Source organism: Deefgea piscis (assembly GCF_013284055.1).
GTDB lineage: Bacteria > Pseudomonadota > Gammaproteobacteria > Burkholderiales > Chitinibacteraceae > Deefgea > Deefgea piscis.
Genome location: NZ_CP054143.1, coordinates 1,936,173 through 1,953,220 on the forward strand (window position 1 = coordinate 1,936,173; position 17,048 = coordinate 1,953,220).

Annotated in this window: 14 protein-coding genes; all 14 read left to right on the top strand. The window is 40.6% G+C overall.

Features of this window, described 5'->3' with window-relative positions; all coding sequences use genetic code 11:
- Positions 1-24: 24 nt before the first annotated feature.
- The 14 genes from epsF to HQN60_RS09185 all read left to right on the top strand — a co-directional run bounded on the left by epsF (position 25) and on the right by HQN60_RS09185 (position 16,865).
- Complete coding sequence (gene epsF, locus HQN60_RS09120; protein ID WP_173533351.1) at positions 25-1,398, top strand: chain length determinant protein EpsF; 1,374 nt, start codon at positions 25-27, stop codon at positions 1,396-1,398.
- Positions 1,395-2,261: a chain length determinant protein tyrosine kinase EpsG gene (epsG, locus tag HQN60_RS09125; RefSeq protein WP_173533352.1), complete on the top strand. Its 867-nt coding sequence runs from the start codon at positions 1,395-1,397 to the stop codon at positions 2,259-2,261. The genes epsF and epsG overlap by 4 nt, the downstream gene beginning before the upstream one ends.
- Complete coding sequence (gene xrtB, locus HQN60_RS09130; protein ID WP_173533353.1) at positions 2,258-3,145, top strand: exosortase B; 888 nt, start codon at positions 2,258-2,260, stop codon at positions 3,143-3,145. Before epsG ends, xrtB begins: the two co-directional genes overlap by 4 nt.
- Positions 3,138-3,821, top strand: coding sequence for an exosortase-associated protein EpsI, B-type (gene epsI, locus HQN60_RS09135; protein WP_173533354.1), 684 nt, complete (start codon positions 3,138-3,140; stop codon positions 3,819-3,821). The genes xrtB and epsI overlap by 8 nt, the downstream gene beginning before the upstream one ends.
- Complete coding sequence (locus tag HQN60_RS09140; protein ID WP_173533355.1) at positions 3,818-5,326, top strand: lipopolysaccharide biosynthesis protein; 1,509 nt, start codon at positions 3,818-3,820, stop codon at positions 5,324-5,326. Before epsI ends, HQN60_RS09140 begins: the two co-directional genes overlap by 4 nt.
- A gap of 1 nt (position 5,327) precedes the next feature.
- Positions 5,328-6,722: an O-antigen ligase family protein gene (locus tag HQN60_RS09145; protein ID WP_173533356.1), complete on the top strand. Its 1,395-nt coding sequence runs from the start codon at positions 5,328-5,330 to the stop codon at positions 6,720-6,722.
- 17 nt (positions 6,723-6,739) lie between these two features.
- Positions 6,740-7,678 (top strand): glycosyltransferase family 2 protein, encoded by a 939-nt coding sequence (locus HQN60_RS09150; protein ID WP_173533357.1) that lies wholly within the window; start codon positions 6,740-6,742, stop codon positions 7,676-7,678.
- Between the two features lie 32 nt (positions 7,679-7,710).
- Complete coding sequence (locus tag HQN60_RS09155; RefSeq protein WP_173533358.1) at positions 7,711-8,898, top strand: glycosyltransferase; 1,188 nt, start codon at positions 7,711-7,713, stop codon at positions 8,896-8,898.
- A gap of 10 nt (positions 8,899-8,908) precedes the next feature.
- Positions 8,909-9,331, top strand: a complete 423-nt coding sequence (locus HQN60_RS09160; protein WP_254456606.1) for a serine O-acetyltransferase — start codon at positions 8,909-8,911, stop codon at positions 9,329-9,331.
- Positions 9,332-9,343: 12 nt separating this feature from the next.
- Positions 9,344-9,937, top strand: coding sequence for a serine O-acetyltransferase (locus HQN60_RS09165; protein WP_173533359.1), 594 nt, complete (start codon positions 9,344-9,346; stop codon positions 9,935-9,937).
- Positions 9,938-9,951: 14 nt separating this feature from the next.
- On the top strand, positions 9,952-12,165 hold the full coding sequence (locus tag HQN60_RS09170; protein ID WP_173533360.1) for a heparinase II/III domain-containing protein: 2,214 nt from the start codon (positions 9,952-9,954) through the stop codon (positions 12,163-12,165).
- Positions 12,166-12,497: 332 nt separating this feature from the next.
- Positions 12,498-13,823: a phenylacetate--CoA ligase family protein gene (locus tag HQN60_RS09175; RefSeq protein WP_173533361.1), complete on the top strand. Its 1,326-nt coding sequence runs from the start codon at positions 12,498-12,500 to the stop codon at positions 13,821-13,823.
- A gap of 1 nt (position 13,824) precedes the next feature.
- Complete coding sequence (locus HQN60_RS09180) at positions 13,825-14,886, top strand: glycosyltransferase family 4 protein (protein WP_173533362.1); 1,062 nt, start codon at positions 13,825-13,827, stop codon at positions 14,884-14,886.
- Positions 14,883-16,865 (top strand): heparinase II/III family protein, encoded by a 1,983-nt coding sequence (locus HQN60_RS09185; RefSeq protein ID WP_173533363.1) that lies wholly within the window; start codon positions 14,883-14,885, stop codon positions 16,863-16,865. The genes HQN60_RS09180 and HQN60_RS09185 overlap by 4 nt, the downstream gene beginning before the upstream one ends.
- Positions 16,866-17,048: the final 183 nt, after the last annotated feature.

A 17,048-nucleotide genomic window follows, 5' to 3' on the forward strand; every position in this document is an offset into this window, starting at 1 on the left:
CTTAATTATTGCTGAGTAAATTTGATGACTTTTGAACAATTATTAAATATTCTGCGCGCTAGAAAATGGATCGCAATCTCGGTGTTCTTTGTCGTAATACTGACCACGTTGGTGGTCAGTCTGTTGCTCCCCAAGCAATATACGGCAGAAGCAGCATTAGCAATGGATGTAAAAGCCGCTGATCCTGTGACTGGGCAACAGATCGCTGGCTATATGGCCCCCAGCTATATGGCGACCCAAGTTGAGATGATTTCTAGCCAGAATACGGCATTAAAAGTGGTTGATACCCTAGGCTTTGCAAAGTTGCCCGAGGCGCAAGCGCAGTTTCAAGAGGCAACACAAGGCAAGGGTGATATTCGGAATTGGTTCGCCGAGTCATTGCTAAAAGGTTTGGAAGTAAAGCCAAGCCGGGAAAGCAATATCATTAATTTGGAATACACCGCGACAGATCCTAAATTTGCCGCTGCATTGGCAAATAATTTTGCACAAGCGTATATCCGCACCACGATTGATATTAAAACTGCCGCAGCACAGCAAAATAATGTGTTTTTCCAAGAGCAGCTTAAATCATTACAAAGTAATTTAGAAAAAGCCCAAAATAAACTTTCTGAATATCAGCAGACCCACGGCATTGTTGGCTCAGACGAGCGTTTAGATGTTGAAACTCAGCGTCTGAATGAATTATCTAGCCAAGTAGTGGGCGCGCAATCGCAAACCTATGATGCACAATCACGTGCTCGTGGCGGTAATGTTGCACCGGACGTATTAAACAATCCATTGATTCAGCAGTTGAAAGGCCAGCTGGCCGTGCAAGAGGCCAAATACAAGCAGCTGTCGGAAAAAAATGGTGCTAATCATCCGCATAACCAACAAGCTATGGCTGAGCTGAATGCAACGCGCAGCCAGCTGAATGAGCTGATGGGGCAATACGCCGGTGGCCTCAATAGCGCAGCTGGTAATTCGGCATCGCGCCAGGCCTCGCTCAATAGCGCATTGCAAGCACAAAAAGAAAAAGTCTTGGATTTAAAATCGCAGCGTGCTGCAATCGATGTGTTGCTGCGCAATGTAGATAGTGCTCAGCGCAGCTACGACCAAGCATTGCAACGCTTTAGCCAAACCATGCTCGAAAGCCGTTCTGATCAAAGTAATATTTCGATCATTAAATCAGCGACTGAGCCAATGAAGCATTCCAGTCCAAATACGCTGCTGAACCTCATTTTGGCGGTGTTTGTTGGTGGATTATTGGCGATTGGATTTGCAATGTTGGCTGAATTAGCTGATCGGCGTATTCGGTCTAAAGATGATATTGAAGCCATGCTCGGGCTGACAGTCTTAGCTGATTTACTCCCACCCAAAAAGAAACGTCGCTTTGGTTTTAAAGTAGGAGCCGCAGCATGAATGCAATCCCTGATCCAATTGCCAATGAAGTGATTAAAGGCAATATTGGCCAGCAATTGTTGGTTAATGGCAAAATTAATGCGCAACAAGCTGAAACAATTTTAAGACTACAAAAAGAGACTGGTGGCCGTTTTGGCGAAGCCGCCATCAAGCTGGGATTTGTTACCGAAGATGACATCCAAGATGTATTGGCGCAGCAATTTGAATATGCCTACCTCGTCGCAGGGCAAAGTGCCGTTGATCAAAAGTTGGTAGCGGCGTATTCCCCATTTGATTCTCGAGTTGAAGCTTTACGTAGCTTACGCAGCCAAATTTTATTGCGTTGGCTAGAGGGCGGAAATAAATCAGTAGCATTAGCCTCCTACGACGCCGATAACACCTGCGATATCTTGGCCGCCAATTTAGCAATTGTATTCTCGCAATTGGGTGAACACACTTTGTTGGTTGACGCTAATTTACGCAATGCCGTGCAGCACCAACTCTTTGCGGTAGAAAACGGTAAAGGGCTGAGTGATATCTTAGTTGGCCGGAGTGGTATAGAGGCAGTACAGCGCATTAGTGAGTTTAGGGATTTATCAATCTTAACCGCTGGTACCACGGCGCCTAATCCACAAGAACTACTTTCCAGAGACGTATTCAGTAATATCGTTGCTGAGTTAGCACAAGCCTATGACGTAGTGATCTATAGCACTAGCGCATTAAAAGATGCCGCGGATGCGCAATTAGTTGCTTCACGTGTTAAAGGCACGATCTTGGTGGCCAGCCGTAATAAAACGCCAGTAAAAGGGCTAGAAGCCGCTAAATTACAATTGCAATCAGCAAGTGCCACTTTGCTTGGTTGCGTTCTATCTCAGGAAGAATGATGATGGAAAATAGCAATGCAATTATTGAAAATGGCCAATTTAATTTGGCCGTTTTTTTTAAACAGAATATTCTAATATTAATTGGATTTCTTGCGTTAGCAATTCCAACCATCATTAGCCTAAGCAAAGGCATTTGGCAAAATGATGATCAAGCGCATGGGCCAATTATTCTGGCAATTATCATTTGGTTGTTTTGGCAAGTCAAAGAGCAAATAGCGGCAATTGATGCAAAATCCAATCCAATCATGGGTTTTGTGCTGATCATTACTGCGCTATTGATGTATGTATTAGGCCGATCGCAAGCCATTTTGCTATTTGAAATTGGCGCATTTATACCCCTAGTTTGTGGCTTATTGCTGATCAGCAAAGGCTGGCGTGCGATTTCAATAGCATGGTTTGCCATTATTTTTATGCTGTTTTTGATTCCGCTACCGGGCTCTATTGTCGATGCATTAACCGGGGCATTAAAAAGCCAAGTTTCCCATATTGCTGAAGTATTACTTTATGCCGCTGGCTATCCCGTAGCGCGTAGCGGTGTATTAATTACGGTTGGGCAATATCAATTACTAGTGGCTGATGCCTGCTCGGGCATGCATTCAATGTTTAGCCTATTAGCAGTAGGCTCGTTGTATGTGTATATCACCAATCACAGCAGCAAAATACGCAATATATTATTGATCCTTGCGATCATCCCAATTGCTTTTGTCGCCAATATTATTCGTGTAATGACTTTAATATTAGTCACGTATCATTTTGGTGATGCGGCAGGGCAGGGCTTTATTCATGATTTTGCGGGCATGGCTTTGTTTGCAATTGCATTAATTGGAATGTTTATGCTGGATATGCTGCTGGGTTTTTTTATAAAGGATAAGAAAAATGAATAATAAGCTCATTACTCATACGATCCTTTGTTTTTTAATGCTATTTTCTGCCTTGTTTACATGGTATCTGACATCTAAAGACTCAAAGATTAACTTTTCAGCGCCAGAAAAATTGGCGATGACAATACCCGCAAAAATTGGGGAATGGACAGAAGAAGTACAAAATACGAATGTAGTAGTCAATCCAGAATTAGAGGCTAGTGTTAATCGATTATATTCTGATGTTTTGAGTCGTACATATGTTAATAACAAAGGCGATCGAATTATGCTGGTGATTGCTTATGGTGAAGATCAACGCGAGGGTAATGCATTGCATTACCCAGAGGTTTGTTATCCGGCTCAAGGTTTTGTTATTGATTCAAGTAAAGACGATTCGATTTTGATTGCCAATAAAGACCTTCGTGTACGCCGTGTAATGACGAATCATTCACAAGAAAGATTTGAACCTGTGACTTATTGGACCACATTGTCGGGTGAGGTTGTCCGAGGTAATGTGGAAAAGAAAACTAAAGAAATAATGAAGAAATGGCATGGTGATGTTCTAGATGGCTATTTGATTCGTGTATCCACTATTGATAAAAACCCGCAATCGGCATTTTCAATTCAAGATTCATTTATTCGTGAATTAATAAAATCACTAGATAAAGGTATGGCAGCGCGCCTTGCGGGTGATTTGTGAGTTTAGGAGAAAGATCAAAGTCAGCAGTACATTGGGCACTGCTAGGAACGTTATCAAAATATTTTATCCAATTAATAGTTCAAATTATTCTAGCGCGATTTTTGGGTCCTCAAGTCTATGGTTTATTTGCGCTTGGTATGTTGGTCATGTTGTTCAGTAATTTTCTAGCTGATTTTGGCTTGGCATGGGGCTTGGTGCAGAAAAAAGAAGTAACCGAGCAAGATATTCGTTTTGCCATGACATGGCAGTTTATCCTTGGGACTGTTGTCGCTGGCTTGTTATTAATATTTTCTGAATATATTGCTTTATTTTTTAAAGAGCCGCAGTTAACGGTAATAATTTCTTGGCTCAGTTTGGCGTGTATTTTTAATGCTCTGAGTGCGCCATCCGCTAATTTAATGCGTAGAGATTTGGATTTCAAAACACTTAATTTGTTACAAATAGCGAGTTATGTGATTGGTTATGTGTTGATTGGTTTGCCGATGGCATATTTGGGCTATGGTGTGTGGGCCTTGGTAACGGCTTGGCTTATGCAATCGTTTGCGGGGATGGTATTACAATTTATTAGAAAATCACATTCAGTAAAGCCGCTGTTTTGGTATTCCGATGCCAAATCAATGACGAACATCGGTTCGACCGTGTTTATCACAAATATAGTCAATTGGTTCCTTAATAATATTGATCGAATTGTTCTAGGGCGCTTGCTCAATACGCATGCCGTCGGTTTGTATACGGTTTCGTATAATTTGGCGGTTATGCCCAATGGTTTATTGCTTAGTGCATTGCAACCGGCATTTTTATCAATCGGTGCGCGTTTGCAAGATGAAAAAGAAAAAATGCGCACTGCTTATGTGCAAATTGTTGCGGTAATTTGGATCTTGATTTTACCTAGCTTTGTTATTTTTTCTGCGATTGCCAATGATTTAATTCGTGTTATGTATGGAGAGAAATGGCAGGGGGCTGGTGTAGTTTTATCTATCCTCGCGCTTGCAATGCCTTTTTATGTGATGTGGGGTATGTCTACGCCTATTTTATGGAACACGGGAAAGAAACATTTAGAATCCATTTTGCAATTGCCGATTGTATTGATTGGCTTGCTGCTGATGATTTATTTTGCTGATTTTGGTATAGCTGCATTCGCTATGGTAGCCGCTTTTATTCTCGTTCTACGTGCGCTAGTGATTGGCTTTACAGCGTGCCGTTTGGTCGGTCTGGGTATGGGGCAACTTTTCCCTATGTGGGCCCGTGGCATGTTGATTTCATTGTTGGTTTATATTTCGATCTATGTAGCTCAGCAGATCATGATCGCCGTGATGGCGATCAGTTTAGTTAAATTAGTTGTTAGTACACTGGTTGGCTTTGCCGTTTTGATATCAATAGCGCTACTTTTTCCTAAATTGATCGGCGTATCCGCATTGAACTTATTAATCCGGTTTAGCCCAGGAAAACTAAAAAATTATTTAAAAGCCAAAATGGCAACACTATCAAGTCAGGGAATTGATTAAGATGGAATATGTAATCTATTTTGGCTATTTTATCGCGCTGCTGGTGTTGATATCTGCGGTTGTATTATTAATTAAGGGTTCTTTACATTTTGGTAGTAACCGTGAAAATAGTTTCTTTCCACTACTTTTGTCTTATCCTGTTTTAATTGTCGTTGCATTAACTACTATTTTAGGTGGTCGGGATTTAAGCCTACCTACCGATATTGTGCCAGTGCTACAAATGAAGCATCCGATTGTGATTTGGTTTTCTCGCCTAACAAATTTATTGATTTTGTTATTTTCGCTGGAGCGGATTGTTCGCTATACATTTAATCCTAGCTCGGAGCGAGTAGGCTCTTATTGGCTTCTCATTGCATATCTTGTTTTTTATGCAACTAATTTAATTTCGCCACTTTTTTTTGGTTATCGATCATATTTTGCGACAGATCAACTGTATATGTTATTTGTTGGCGTAGCGGTTATATTGGCGACTTCTGATGATATGTGGAATATGGTACGGCATCAGCGCAATGCACTGGCCTTATTTGTATTCTTCAGTTTTATTGTGTTAGCGATTAAACCTAGCATGGTGACATGGAGTAATTATCAGGGTTTGATTCCTGGATTATCGTTACGTTTTTCTGGTCTTTCAAATCATCCGAATGTAATGGGACCTTTAATGGTGGTTTTATTACTACTGTTGTTTGTTAAGCCCTTTAGTAATTCATGGATCAATCGAATTATTTGGGTCTTAGGGTTAGCAGGTTTACTACTTGCGCAATCAAAAACAGCTTGGTTAGCTACGTTGGCCGCATTAACTTACTTGACCTATACCAATTACCGCCAGCAAGTAGCTGAACGCTTTTTTGATTTTCGCCGTCCCGCGCTTGCTGCCAGCATATTATCGGTCTTAATGCTTATTCTACTTGTTGCAAGTGCATTTATTATGTTTGGCAAATTTTCATTTGTTGATCAGTTTTTGCAAACTAGGGAAGGTAGTGATTTACTTACAATGACAGGCCGTACTGATATTTGGCAAATTGCATTGCGTGAATGGCAGCAACACCCATTATTTGGCTATGGACTAAATTTATTCGATGATTTTCACCGAATGCAATATGCCTTACCTGCCGCTGTTCATGCTCATAGTCAATTTTATCAGGTTCTTGCAAGTGCAGGATTAGTTGGTGTATTTGGACTTATTTTTTATATTGCTACGTTATTGAAATTCGGATTTAAAGTGAATAAGTCAAGTATGGGATTGTCAATTGCGTTGTTTATTGTGATTTCTTTTCGAAGTGTGAGTGAAGTTCCATTGGCTTTGCATGGGTTGGGCTTGGAGCAGGTGGTGCAATTATTATTGTTGATGGTGATTGCTGGATCGCTCCGCAATATTAAAAAATACCCCAAGCTTTAATTTTATTGGTGCATAGAATGTTAATTTCAATTGTTGTTCCTTTATTTAATAAATCCGATTATATACTTGCAACATTAAAATCAATTTTAAACCAGACATACTCTAATTTTGAAGTTTTGATCGTTGACGATGGCTCTAAAGATGATGGGGCTACAAAAGTTAAGCAAATACAAGATGCGCGAATTCAATTAATTCAAGTGCCTAATGGTGGGGTAGCTAGGGCAAGGAATATTGGTATTGAGAAAGCCAGCGGTGATTTGGTTTGTTTTTTGGATGCCGATGATTTGTTTCACCCATTGTTTTTACAGACCATCGTTCGTATGGCAGAACAGTTTCCTGATTATGGCTGGTATAGCACGAGCTATCGTCGGTTGGCAGATCAACAAATGAATGTTGAACAACTTAATACCTCTGGAATTGATGCCTCGGTAGAAGTTACTGACTTTTATAATCAAAAAATAAACTATGGTGCTTTTTTTTGCACCAATACAGTCGCAATTTGGCGATGCCACTTAAACGCCATGCAGCCTTGTTTTCCGGTTGGTGAATCGATGGCGGAAGATTTAGATTTATGGTTTCGCTTAGCTGAGCGGTTTTCATTACGCCATTGCTCGGCTGAGCTATCGGCATATCGAGTCGGAATATCCAATAGCCTATGCGCAAATAATACGCAAACGGCACTTTGGCCCGCTTTTTTACGCTTAGAGCAGCGTGCTTTAACGGGGACAATTTCGACTGAACTGGTTAATTCCGCATTTAGTTTTGTAGCGTATGCTCGAATTATTGAGGCAAGGAAAAATTTACAGAATCATTCTCGACTCAAATGTATTCAACAATTATTGAGTGTGCATCGTGGCTACCGCGAAAAAAGATGGTGGGTGACTTGGGTGTTGGTTTTGTGCTGCAGTGAAAGAATGATTGCAAATTTCGAAAAAAACCGAATGAAACCTTCTTAAACGATTTAACGACGATTTAATTGACTAGAAAAATGAAAATATTATTTGCGATGCGGGATGCGCTGCCGCCATTTCGGGTTGATGTAAAAATGTTGTTTGGTCAGTATTTATTCAAGAAAGGCATCTTTACGCATTTGGTAGGCCGTTCAAAAGCTAAAGCAGTCAGTGCCGAGAGTTGGCCTGCTGGTGAAATGTCGATTTCAGCGCTCGATGGTGAAGGGGCAATTAAAACTTTTTATTGTTTGCTGTTGGAATCATTTTTTCTTTTAAGGTATGGCCGCACTGCCGATATTATTCAAGTTCGAGATCGGATTCGCTTATTGCCAGCAGCTTGGTTATCTAGTTATCTATGGCGTAAACCTTTGGTGTATTGGGTATCATTTCCTATTGTTGAGGGACATCGTAAAGTTTTCTTAGATTGTGACCAAGGTGAATTTTTAAGGAAATTTATTCTAAATATTCGCTACTGTTTATCTAATTTTCTTTTTTATAAAATCATGCCTTTTTGTTGTGATTATATATTTGTACAGAGTAGTGCAATGAAAGAAGCATTTTGTTTGCTAGGTATACCAGAAACGAAAATGATGCCTGTTCCAATGGGTGTCGATTTAGAAATGTTTTCAGCTATCAGTACAAATCTTAATGACATAAAGGATAGTACTCTCAAGCTTTGTTATTTAGGCACGGTAGCTAAGGCAAGAAAATCGGAATTCATATTGGATGTGTTAAAGGGAGTACTTCAGCACATACCCGATGCACAGCTCATTATTGTGGGTGATGCTCTGACTGCTGGTGAACAGTCTTGGTTTCGATCAGAGATAGATGCTAGGGGACTAGCTAGTTCTATAGAGCTCACTGGATGGTTACCTCAATGCGAGGGTATATCATTAGTAGCTAATTCACACATTGGTCTATCTCCAATACCTAGGGGGCCTTTGTTTGATGTTTCCTCTCCAACTAAGGCTGTTGAGTATCTTGCGTGCGGTATTCCCTGTATTGGTAACGATATTCCAGACCAGAAATTAGTTTTAGAAGAAAGTGAAGCAGGTTTGTGTGTCGAAATGAATGTAAATTCATTTGTTATGGCGATTGTTGAATTATGGTGTCTGCCGCAAGTGCGTGAAGAAATGTCCGTCAATGCTAAAAATTATGTTTTACACAACAGGAATTACACCGTGCTGTCGGAAACTCTTTTTTCAAAATATCGTGAATTAATTTAATGGTGTATTTATGTTGAAGCTATACAGACTTGCAAATTTTCTAAGCAGAAATAATATTCCTGTGTTACCTAAACTAATTTATTATTTTAATAGAGTTGTTTTCTCTGTTGTACTACCTGCATCAACTCAAATTGGAAAGAATGTAATTTTAGGTTATCAAGGGCTTGGCATTGTCATTCATCCAAGAGTGATTATTGGCGATGGAGTTGTGATTGGTACAAACGTTACAATTGGCGGCCGTAGTAAAATTTATGCAGTTCCAATAATAGGTAATGATACGGTTATTGGTTCAGGTGCAAAAATTCTTGGGCCTATTAAAGTTGGGCATCATGTTGATATTGGTGCAAATGCAGTTGTTATTAATGATGTTCCAGATTATGCTGTTGTGGTAGGTGTTCCCGCGAAAGTTATTCGAATTAAAAATAAGTTATAGGGTTCTTTAGTAATGACGTCATCATTGAGTAACTTGAAGTGTGATACATTTAGAGTTTTTGGTTGCTTCGGTTTATTTAAATTAATTAAAGGTTTTTTTTTATATAGAACTTTTAGGCCTATAGTTACGCTACGTCTGTGTCAATTTTTTAATTCTGGAAATTTATTTTTCAGGTCTGTATTACCGCTTTTTATTGTGCTGCATCGTTTTTGCACTGGGCTTGCTGGTATTGATTTATCTTGGCGTACACATATTAATGGTGGCTTTATTTTTACTCATGGGTGGGGTGCCGTTATTAATGAAATGGCGGTGATTGGTCGCAATGTGACTATCTTTCATGGTGTAACAATTGGTCGACTAGATAAAATAAATTCGCTCGGTGACCGTGTGACTGCATACCCAATTATTGAAGATGATGTTTGGATTGGTCCCCATTCAATTATTGTAGGGGGTGTACGAATAGGGAAAGGCAGTCGTATCGCGGGTGGTGCATTCGTTAATTTTGATGTTCCCGCTTACTCTGTTGTGTCTGGTAATCCGGGTGTTATAACTAAATCAAATTGTATTCCTGATGTTTATAATCGGGTACCGCTAGACCAGTATTAAACATCGGAATATTTATGCGCTTATTTTATTGTATTTTTTTTTCTTTGATTGCTAGTTATTCCTTTGCCGATTGGATCGATATTTCTGATCCCCTCACTGTAAAGGCATTTCCTAGCCAGCAAGCTGATATTAAACAAAACCCACCGCAATTTCGCTGGCCGCAACCGGCGCGAATTCCATCGGGGTATGAGGTTCAAATATTAAGTAGTCAAGGCAAAAGCTCTAACTATACGGTGGCGCGCAACTGGCTACTGCCGAGCCAAATCTTTGCTGCGGATACGTATTCTTGGCGCGTGCGAACGACGACGGCGGGCGCAGCTTGGAGTGATTGGCGCAAATTTACCATTACAGCCAATGCAGATGTTTTTCTTGTGCCTGAACACAATGTTTTATTAAGTCGTTTAAAAGCAAAATCTAGACCTAAGTCTCTACCTATTAGTGGTGCAGGGATCGAGGCTTGGCGGCAGCAAATTAATTCTACTCGCGCCAATGCAGTGCTCAGCCTGCGTAATGATGTCGACCGCTATATGCAACAAGCCATTTTAACTGATGCAGATATGCCATTGGTTGCGGCGAGTGTCGATGAATCCGCTTGGGCTGCTTCTTTAACGAATATTCGTCAGCGGATTAATGCAGAAACAGCGCAATTGCGTAATAGTGCTTTGCTTTGGCAAATTACGCGTGATCCGCGCTATTTTTCCGAAGCAATACGGCGTGGTAATGGACTGATCGCGTTGAATTTAAAGGGGGCTACTCACTTTAAAAATCAAGACCAAGCAACTCGTGCCATTGCATGGGGGCTGGTGCAGGCAAATGATTTCTTGGCTTTAGATTTGCCGTCGGCTATCCGAACTGCTTGGCTAAACAATGCCAAATCAAGAACATTAGATATGTATCGTGATTTAGCGAATAGTTATTGGCGTTTAGATCAGCGTCCTTTTGATTCGCATGGCTCGACGCAGTATGGTTATGTGGCGGCGATTTCTGCGCTGTTGGTTGGCGATGTGCCTGAAGCTGATCTATGGTTTCGCGATACCTTTCGAGGCTATGCGCAATATATCAATCCGTTCGGTGGTGAAGACGGTGGGTTTGCTGGTGGAACCGCTTACGCAGAATATTCTGCCGATGTGTATTTACAGCTTTGGGACCCGCTGTCTATCGCGACTGGGGTGAGTTTTTATGACAAACCTTGGTCAAAAGGGTTGTTGGATTTCTTTGCCTATTTTGTACCTCCAGGTACGCCTAGCCATCTGTTTGGCGATGCCGCTGAGACCAAGCCAGTCAATCGATTATTAAAAGCCTATGCAAGCCGCTTTAATACCCCATTGGCCGCTTGGTATTATCGAAATTTAGTGGGTGATGAATCGCCAAGCTCCTTACTTTCAGCGCCCATACCTTTGCCAATCGATGGACTGGCTAATACCTCGCCTGATGTGAATTCGCAGTATTTACCAACGATAGGCTGGGCTGCGATGCACAGTGAATTGGCCGATCGCAGCAGGACTTCGGTGTATTTCAAATCTAGCCCTTATGGCAGCTTTAATCACAGCCATGGCGATCAAAATACGTTTACTTTAGTGGATAAAGGCCGCCCTATCTTGGTCGATAGTGGTGTTTATGATTGGTATGGTTCACCGCATTTTTATCAATGGTATCGGCAAACCAAAGCGCACAATGGCATTACATTTGATGGCGGAAAAGGTCAGATCGTTGATGACGATATGGGGGGGATGGCGGCCAAAGGCAAAATTACTCAATATCAATTTGCAGGCAATATCGATATGGTAGAGGGCGATGCCACCCAAGCCTATGGTGGTCAATTAAGCCAAGCATTACGCCGGATTTGGTATTTACGTGATCAAAATTTAATTGTGGTTTGGGATAAGTTGAAGTCGCCAGTGGCCAGAAAATTTGAGTGGAATTTACATGCCAATGAGCCTTTTGAGCTTGCTAATTCAAAACAATATATTTTACCGAATAAAGATAATCCTATTTGTATCGATAGAGTTTGGCCTGAAACAGTGAGTCTTAATCAAACGACGGGCTACGATACATTACCTGAAATGAAGACAGCTGCGACGATTTGGAATTTGCGTGTTGCCACGAGTTTAAACACCGAGCAACAATTTGTGCATATCATTAATTTAAACTGTTTGATAAAGCCGGACTATGAACTTGATTTGAAGCAATCAAAAATGCGTCTTGGTGATAAATCAATTGATTTTTAATTTAATATTTAAAGTTTTTATATTGGCTACAGTCATTGTTGTATGGCACGGTGGTGCTCGGCAGGCTAAGCAAAAAATACCAAAATTATTAAAATAAATTGATGACTCATTTTTATAAATAAATGCATCGCATGAAAAGTATTTTTGTATCTGCTGCTGCAGTCATCGGTATAAATTGCGTGATTTTCCAGCAAGCCATTATAAGATCAAATATTTTAGATAGTCGATTTTACAGACGGCATGGGCATGGTTTGTTGATGACGGCTATTGGGTTAAATAGACTGCTCAGGAAAGTATTAATCAATTCAATTCACAGTTAATAAGTGATTTTTATGCACCTAAAAAAAGAATTAAAATATTTTTTTCGATACCTTGTTCGAGATAGTTTTATTGCAGAGTTTGTGTTGCTTAAGGTTTTGGGTTCGCAGCCTAGTGGGCAAAGTTTGTCTGATTATCAATTTCAAATGTTGAATAAAAGTTTAGTCCGTGCTGTTGAGACGTTACCTGCGTATGCTCAAATTGATTTGCACGAGAAAAATTACTGTTCTTTAGCTGATTTGATTGGTAAGTTTAAAATAATTAGCAAGGTTGATCTACTAGAAAAACCGACTATGTATTATCCCAATCATGCTAAGCCGAAACGATGGTATACGGTAGGGAAATCGAGTGGTACAACTGGATCACCTCTTGTGATGTTTCGTGATCTATATTCTGTGCTCATTGAGAATTATTTTGTAAAACGTCATTGGCAAGAATGTGGTTTTTTTCTTGGGCAAAAATGTGCTTCATTACGTGGCGATCATGTCGTTGAATTAAATAGTAGTACACCTCCGTTTTGGTTTTTTAATCGATATAATAATCAGTTGTTAATTTCGTCTCGTCATTTGCTTGCTGCATGTATAGATGCAATTATAAATGAGTTAAGGGGGTTTTCCCCTCACATGTTGCAGGCTTATCCTTCTACAGCATTTACTTTGGCGAAATATTTGGAAGAGAAAAACCAATATTTGTCTATTCCAATAATATTTACCAGTTCGGAGCCATTGTATTCACATCAAAGAACACTTATTGAATCACGCTTGCAGGGAAAAATTTATGATATGTACGGTATGGCCGAGCGTGTTGCTTTTGTAACTGAATGTGAACATGGTGAAATGCATGTTAATAGCGATTATTCTTTGGTTGAAATAGTCGATGATAATGGTATCGCAACAGATGATTATGGCTATGTAGTTGGTACTACTTTTCATAATATGGCAATGCCTTTGATTCGTTATAAATTATCTGATAGAACTCGGTGGAAAAAAATAGCTTGCCAATGTGGTAGTGTTTTTCCTGTGGTTGAGCCTATTGTCGGAAAATACGAAGATCAGATATTTGGTGGAAATGGAGCGCCAATTAGTCCATCGGTTTTAACTTTTGCGTTTAAAGGTGTTCAAAATATTAAAAAATCACAGGTCGCTCAAATAACATCGGGCGTTTGGGAGGTCCGGATTGTTCCAGATCATCAATATACTGATGCAAATGGGGCGTTGCTTATTCGTAATGTCGCTGAATTAGTTGATGCGACTATTCAAATTAATATTGTTCTAAGAGACGACTTGCCTAATACAATTTCTGGTAAGTTTAGATGGGTTGTTAATGAGATGAAGAATTAATATGAAAAAAATAATTATGGTCGGTACCGATCCACAAGGGCAGGGAGGTATTGCTTCTGTGGTGCGTACTTATCAAAATGCCGGCTTATTCGAGAAAAATAATATTGAATATATTTCATCTCATGTTGCTGATGGAGCTCTAAAAAAGTGTACTGTATTTTTATTTGGGTTTGTGCAATTCATATTTTATTGCTGCCTAGATAAGGTAAGTATTTTGCATTTGCAAACTGCATCATATGGCAGCTTTATGAGGAAGTATTTATTCTTTGTCGTTGCTAGAGTCTTTAATGTCAGTACCATCGTTCATGTGCATGGTGCTGAGTTTGAACTTTTCTATCGTGAAAAAAGTAATTTCTTTCAGAAGAAAATGGTTCTCTATGTTTTATCTAATGCAGATTGTGTTATTGCCTTGTCGCATAAATGGAATGAGCAGTTGCGCGGAATTTGTAATATTGCAAATGTAGTTACTATTTATAACCCGATAGCAACTCCGTTGAAAGTTTCTGATGTTCGTGATCCAAATGTTATTTTGTTTCTTGGTCATGTCGGAAATAGAAAAGGCACTTTTGATTTGATTAGTGCAATGCCTGATGTGATTAAATTAAATCCTGCTGTTCAATTAAAAATAGGTGGCACGGGTCAAATTGAAGCGGCTCGCCAATTGGCGGTCGATTTAAAAGTCGATACACATATTGAGTTTTTGGGCTGGGTGGTTGGCGAGGATAAAGAGCGGCTGCTCAATTCGGCGAGCATATTACTGCTACCTTCGTATAACGAAGGTTTACCGATGTCGATTTTAGAGGCGATGGCCTATGGCTTGCCGGTGATTGCAAGTGATGTGGGTGGCATTCCTGAGGCGCTTGCTAGTTGTATAGCCGATTGCATTGTTAAGCCTGGCGATGTGGATGATCTGGCAAAAAAAATTAATCATTTATTGATCGACGATGATTTGCGTGGGGAAATAGCACGGAAATTGCAGCAAACCGTGGCGGAGAAATTTGATGTTGAAGTTGTTACAAATGAATTAACACAACTTTATACGCGCTTGTTGGAAAATAAATGATGGCTTCACTAGATTGGTATTTAAATCGTTTGCGCTGTATGAGTTTGCCAGAGGTTGCGCATCGTGTGGCCGAGCATTCAAGTAAAGTTTTACAAGAAAATGGATGTCTATTAGCTCATTCAAAGACGCCCGAACGTATTGTGGCGACGACGCCTTGGATTCAAAAGCCAGTCAATTTAAGTGCTGATGAGGGGGCCGCCATTTTAAATGCTGCAGCGCATTTGCTGGCTGGGCGCTGGGATGTTTTTGGTCAACGATTGCCATTGGGCATGCCACCTGATTGGCAAGTTGATCCTTTAACGGGTATCCGTGCCCCATTAAGCTTCGGTTTGCGCATACCGATTAGTCAACGTAACGTCGTTGGGGATATCAAATATCTGTGGGAGCCAGCTCGTCATCTTGAATTAGTGACTTTGGCGCAGGCTTGGGCTTTAACGCAAGATTCACGCTACATTTCTGCACTGCAAGATTGCTTCGCTTCGTGGTTGAAAGATGCGCCTTATCCGAATGGGCCGCATTGGTCGAGTAGCCTTGAAACAGCAATTCGCTTGATTAATTGGTCGATTATTTGGCAATTAGTAGGGCAAGATGATTCTGCTTTGTGGGCTGGTGAAGTAGGTCAAAAACTCAAATCAGATTGGTTAGCGCATATATATCAATCCTTATTTTTTATTCGGCATCATTTATCTCAACATTCTTCTGCCAATAATCATTTAATTGGTGAGTTATCAGGCTTGTTGGTGGCTTGTATGACTTGGCCTTTCTGGAGCGAATGCAGTGAATGGCGAGATTTCGCGAAGGAAAACCTGCTAAGACAAGCTCTGTTGCAAAACGGTGTTGATGGTGTCAATCGCGAACAGGCCATGTCTTACCAGCAATTTGTGTTTGAATTTTTGTTCTGGGCTGGGCGTTCAGTTGAGAATACACCGCATCAATTTCCTGCCGTCTATTGGGAGCGTTTGCATGCAATGGGGGAATGGGTTGCCGCTGTTCGAGATGTGGCTGGCAATGTCCCGGGTATTGGTGATGCGGATGATGGCTATGTCACGCAGTTAGCGCGCGATTCATCGACATCACCGTTTGATCATTTATTGCAAGTCTGTGGTGAAATTTTTGGATGTGCGCAGTGGCAGACATTAGGGTGTCATTCAGCAGCGGCAAAATGGTGGCTGTCGTTCCCTTTATCAAAACCTAAACGCAATGCCAATTTGCAGGCCGTACCGCGCTTGTTTGCTGAGGGTGGGTATGCAGTGATTGGTTCTGACTGGGGTATGCCATCAGAGGTTAAGCTAATACTGGATTCGGGGCCATTAGGTTATCTGGGTATAGCTGCTCATGGGCATGCTGATGCCTTAGCCGTATTACTTTCTGTGGGCGGCATGCCGGTGCTGGTTGATGCTGGTACTTATAGCTATCACGCTGAAGGCGGATGGCGTGATTATTTTCGCGGTACTGCTGCACACAATACGGTCTGTATTAACGGGCAAGATCAGTCTGTTAGCGGCGGTAAATTTATGTGGGTAAAGCAGGCTAAATCGGTACTGCATGATTTTACATCTGGTGATGGCTTGACGACTTGGTGTGCATCTCACGATGGTTACCAACGTTTGCCTAGCAAAGTTTCACATTTAAGACGTGTTGAATATTCAAGTGCTGAACGAATTGTTCGGGTGTTTGATGAAATTGAATCTCACTCAGCGTGTGATTTTTCAATCAATTGGCAGCATGCCGCTGATCTAGACGTGGTTTGTAATGATGTTGGATGGCTGATTAGCACGCCACAATTGCAAATTGTGGCGCGTGTTATAGGGACTGATTTTTCTTTGATTTCTCAATGTGGTGCATTGAGTCCAATTGCTGGCTGGGTTTCGGAACGTTATGGAGAAAAGCAGCCCGCGACTCGTGTGGATTGTCGTGTCAATGGCCATATTGGTAAAGCACAATGGATTACTGAATTTAAAATTGAACGCTTAAATTAAAATGAATGAATGATTTTTTTGGTTTTTTGATTTTTTTAAATGGAAGTTTGGGCTTAGTCGTTAAAGGTTTTTTAGGCTGGCTGATGTGTTAGGCAAAATTATGTAAGTGGTAAATTGATCGCTAATGCAAGTTGTTTTATTTTAAATTAAAATGTTTTTAATTTAATTTTATTTGAATTTGAT

What these genes read in the sequence shown, in the direction of transcription:
- epsI (WP_173533354.1), top strand. Translation starts at nt 3,138, where the DNA reads ATGAATAATAAGCTCATTACTCATACGATCCTTTGTTTTTTAATGCTA.
- HQN60_RS09150 (WP_173533357.1), top strand. Translation starts at nt 6,740, where the DNA reads ATGTTAATTTCAATTGTTGTTCCTTTATTTAATAAATCCGATTATATA.
- HQN60_RS09175 (WP_173533361.1), top strand. Translation starts at nt 12,498, where the DNA reads ATGCACCTAAAAAAAGAATTAAAATATTTTTTTCGATACCTTGTTCGA.
- HQN60_RS09185 (WP_173533363.1), top strand. Translation starts at nt 14,883, where the DNA reads ATGATGGCTTCACTAGATTGGTATTTAAATCGTTTGCGCTGTATGAGT.
- xrtB (WP_173533353.1), top strand. Translation starts at nt 2,258, where the DNA reads ATGATGATGGAAAATAGCAATGCAATTATTGAAAATGGCCAATTTAAT.
- HQN60_RS09165 (WP_173533359.1), top strand. Translation starts at nt 9,344, where the DNA reads ATGACGTCATCATTGAGTAACTTGAAGTGTGATACATTTAGAGTTTTT.
- epsF (WP_173533351.1), top strand. Translation starts at nt 25, where the DNA reads ATGACTTTTGAACAATTATTAAATATTCTGCGCGCTAGAAAATGGATC.
- HQN60_RS09180 (WP_173533362.1), top strand. Translation starts at nt 13,825, where the DNA reads ATGAAAAAAATAATTATGGTCGGTACCGATCCACAAGGGCAGGGAGGT.
- HQN60_RS09170 (WP_173533360.1), top strand. Translation starts at nt 9,952, where the DNA reads ATGCGCTTATTTTATTGTATTTTTTTTTCTTTGATTGCTAGTTATTCC.
- HQN60_RS09145 (WP_173533356.1), top strand. Translation starts at nt 5,328, where the DNA reads ATGGAATATGTAATCTATTTTGGCTATTTTATCGCGCTGCTGGTGTTG.
- HQN60_RS09155 (WP_173533358.1), top strand. Translation starts at nt 7,711, where the DNA reads ATGAAAATATTATTTGCGATGCGGGATGCGCTGCCGCCATTTCGGGTT.
- HQN60_RS09160 (WP_254456606.1), top strand. Translation starts at nt 8,909, where the DNA reads ATGTTGAAGCTATACAGACTTGCAAATTTTCTAAGCAGAAATAATATT.
- epsG (WP_173533352.1), top strand. Translation starts at nt 1,395, where the DNA reads ATGAATGCAATCCCTGATCCAATTGCCAATGAAGTGATTAAAGGCAAT.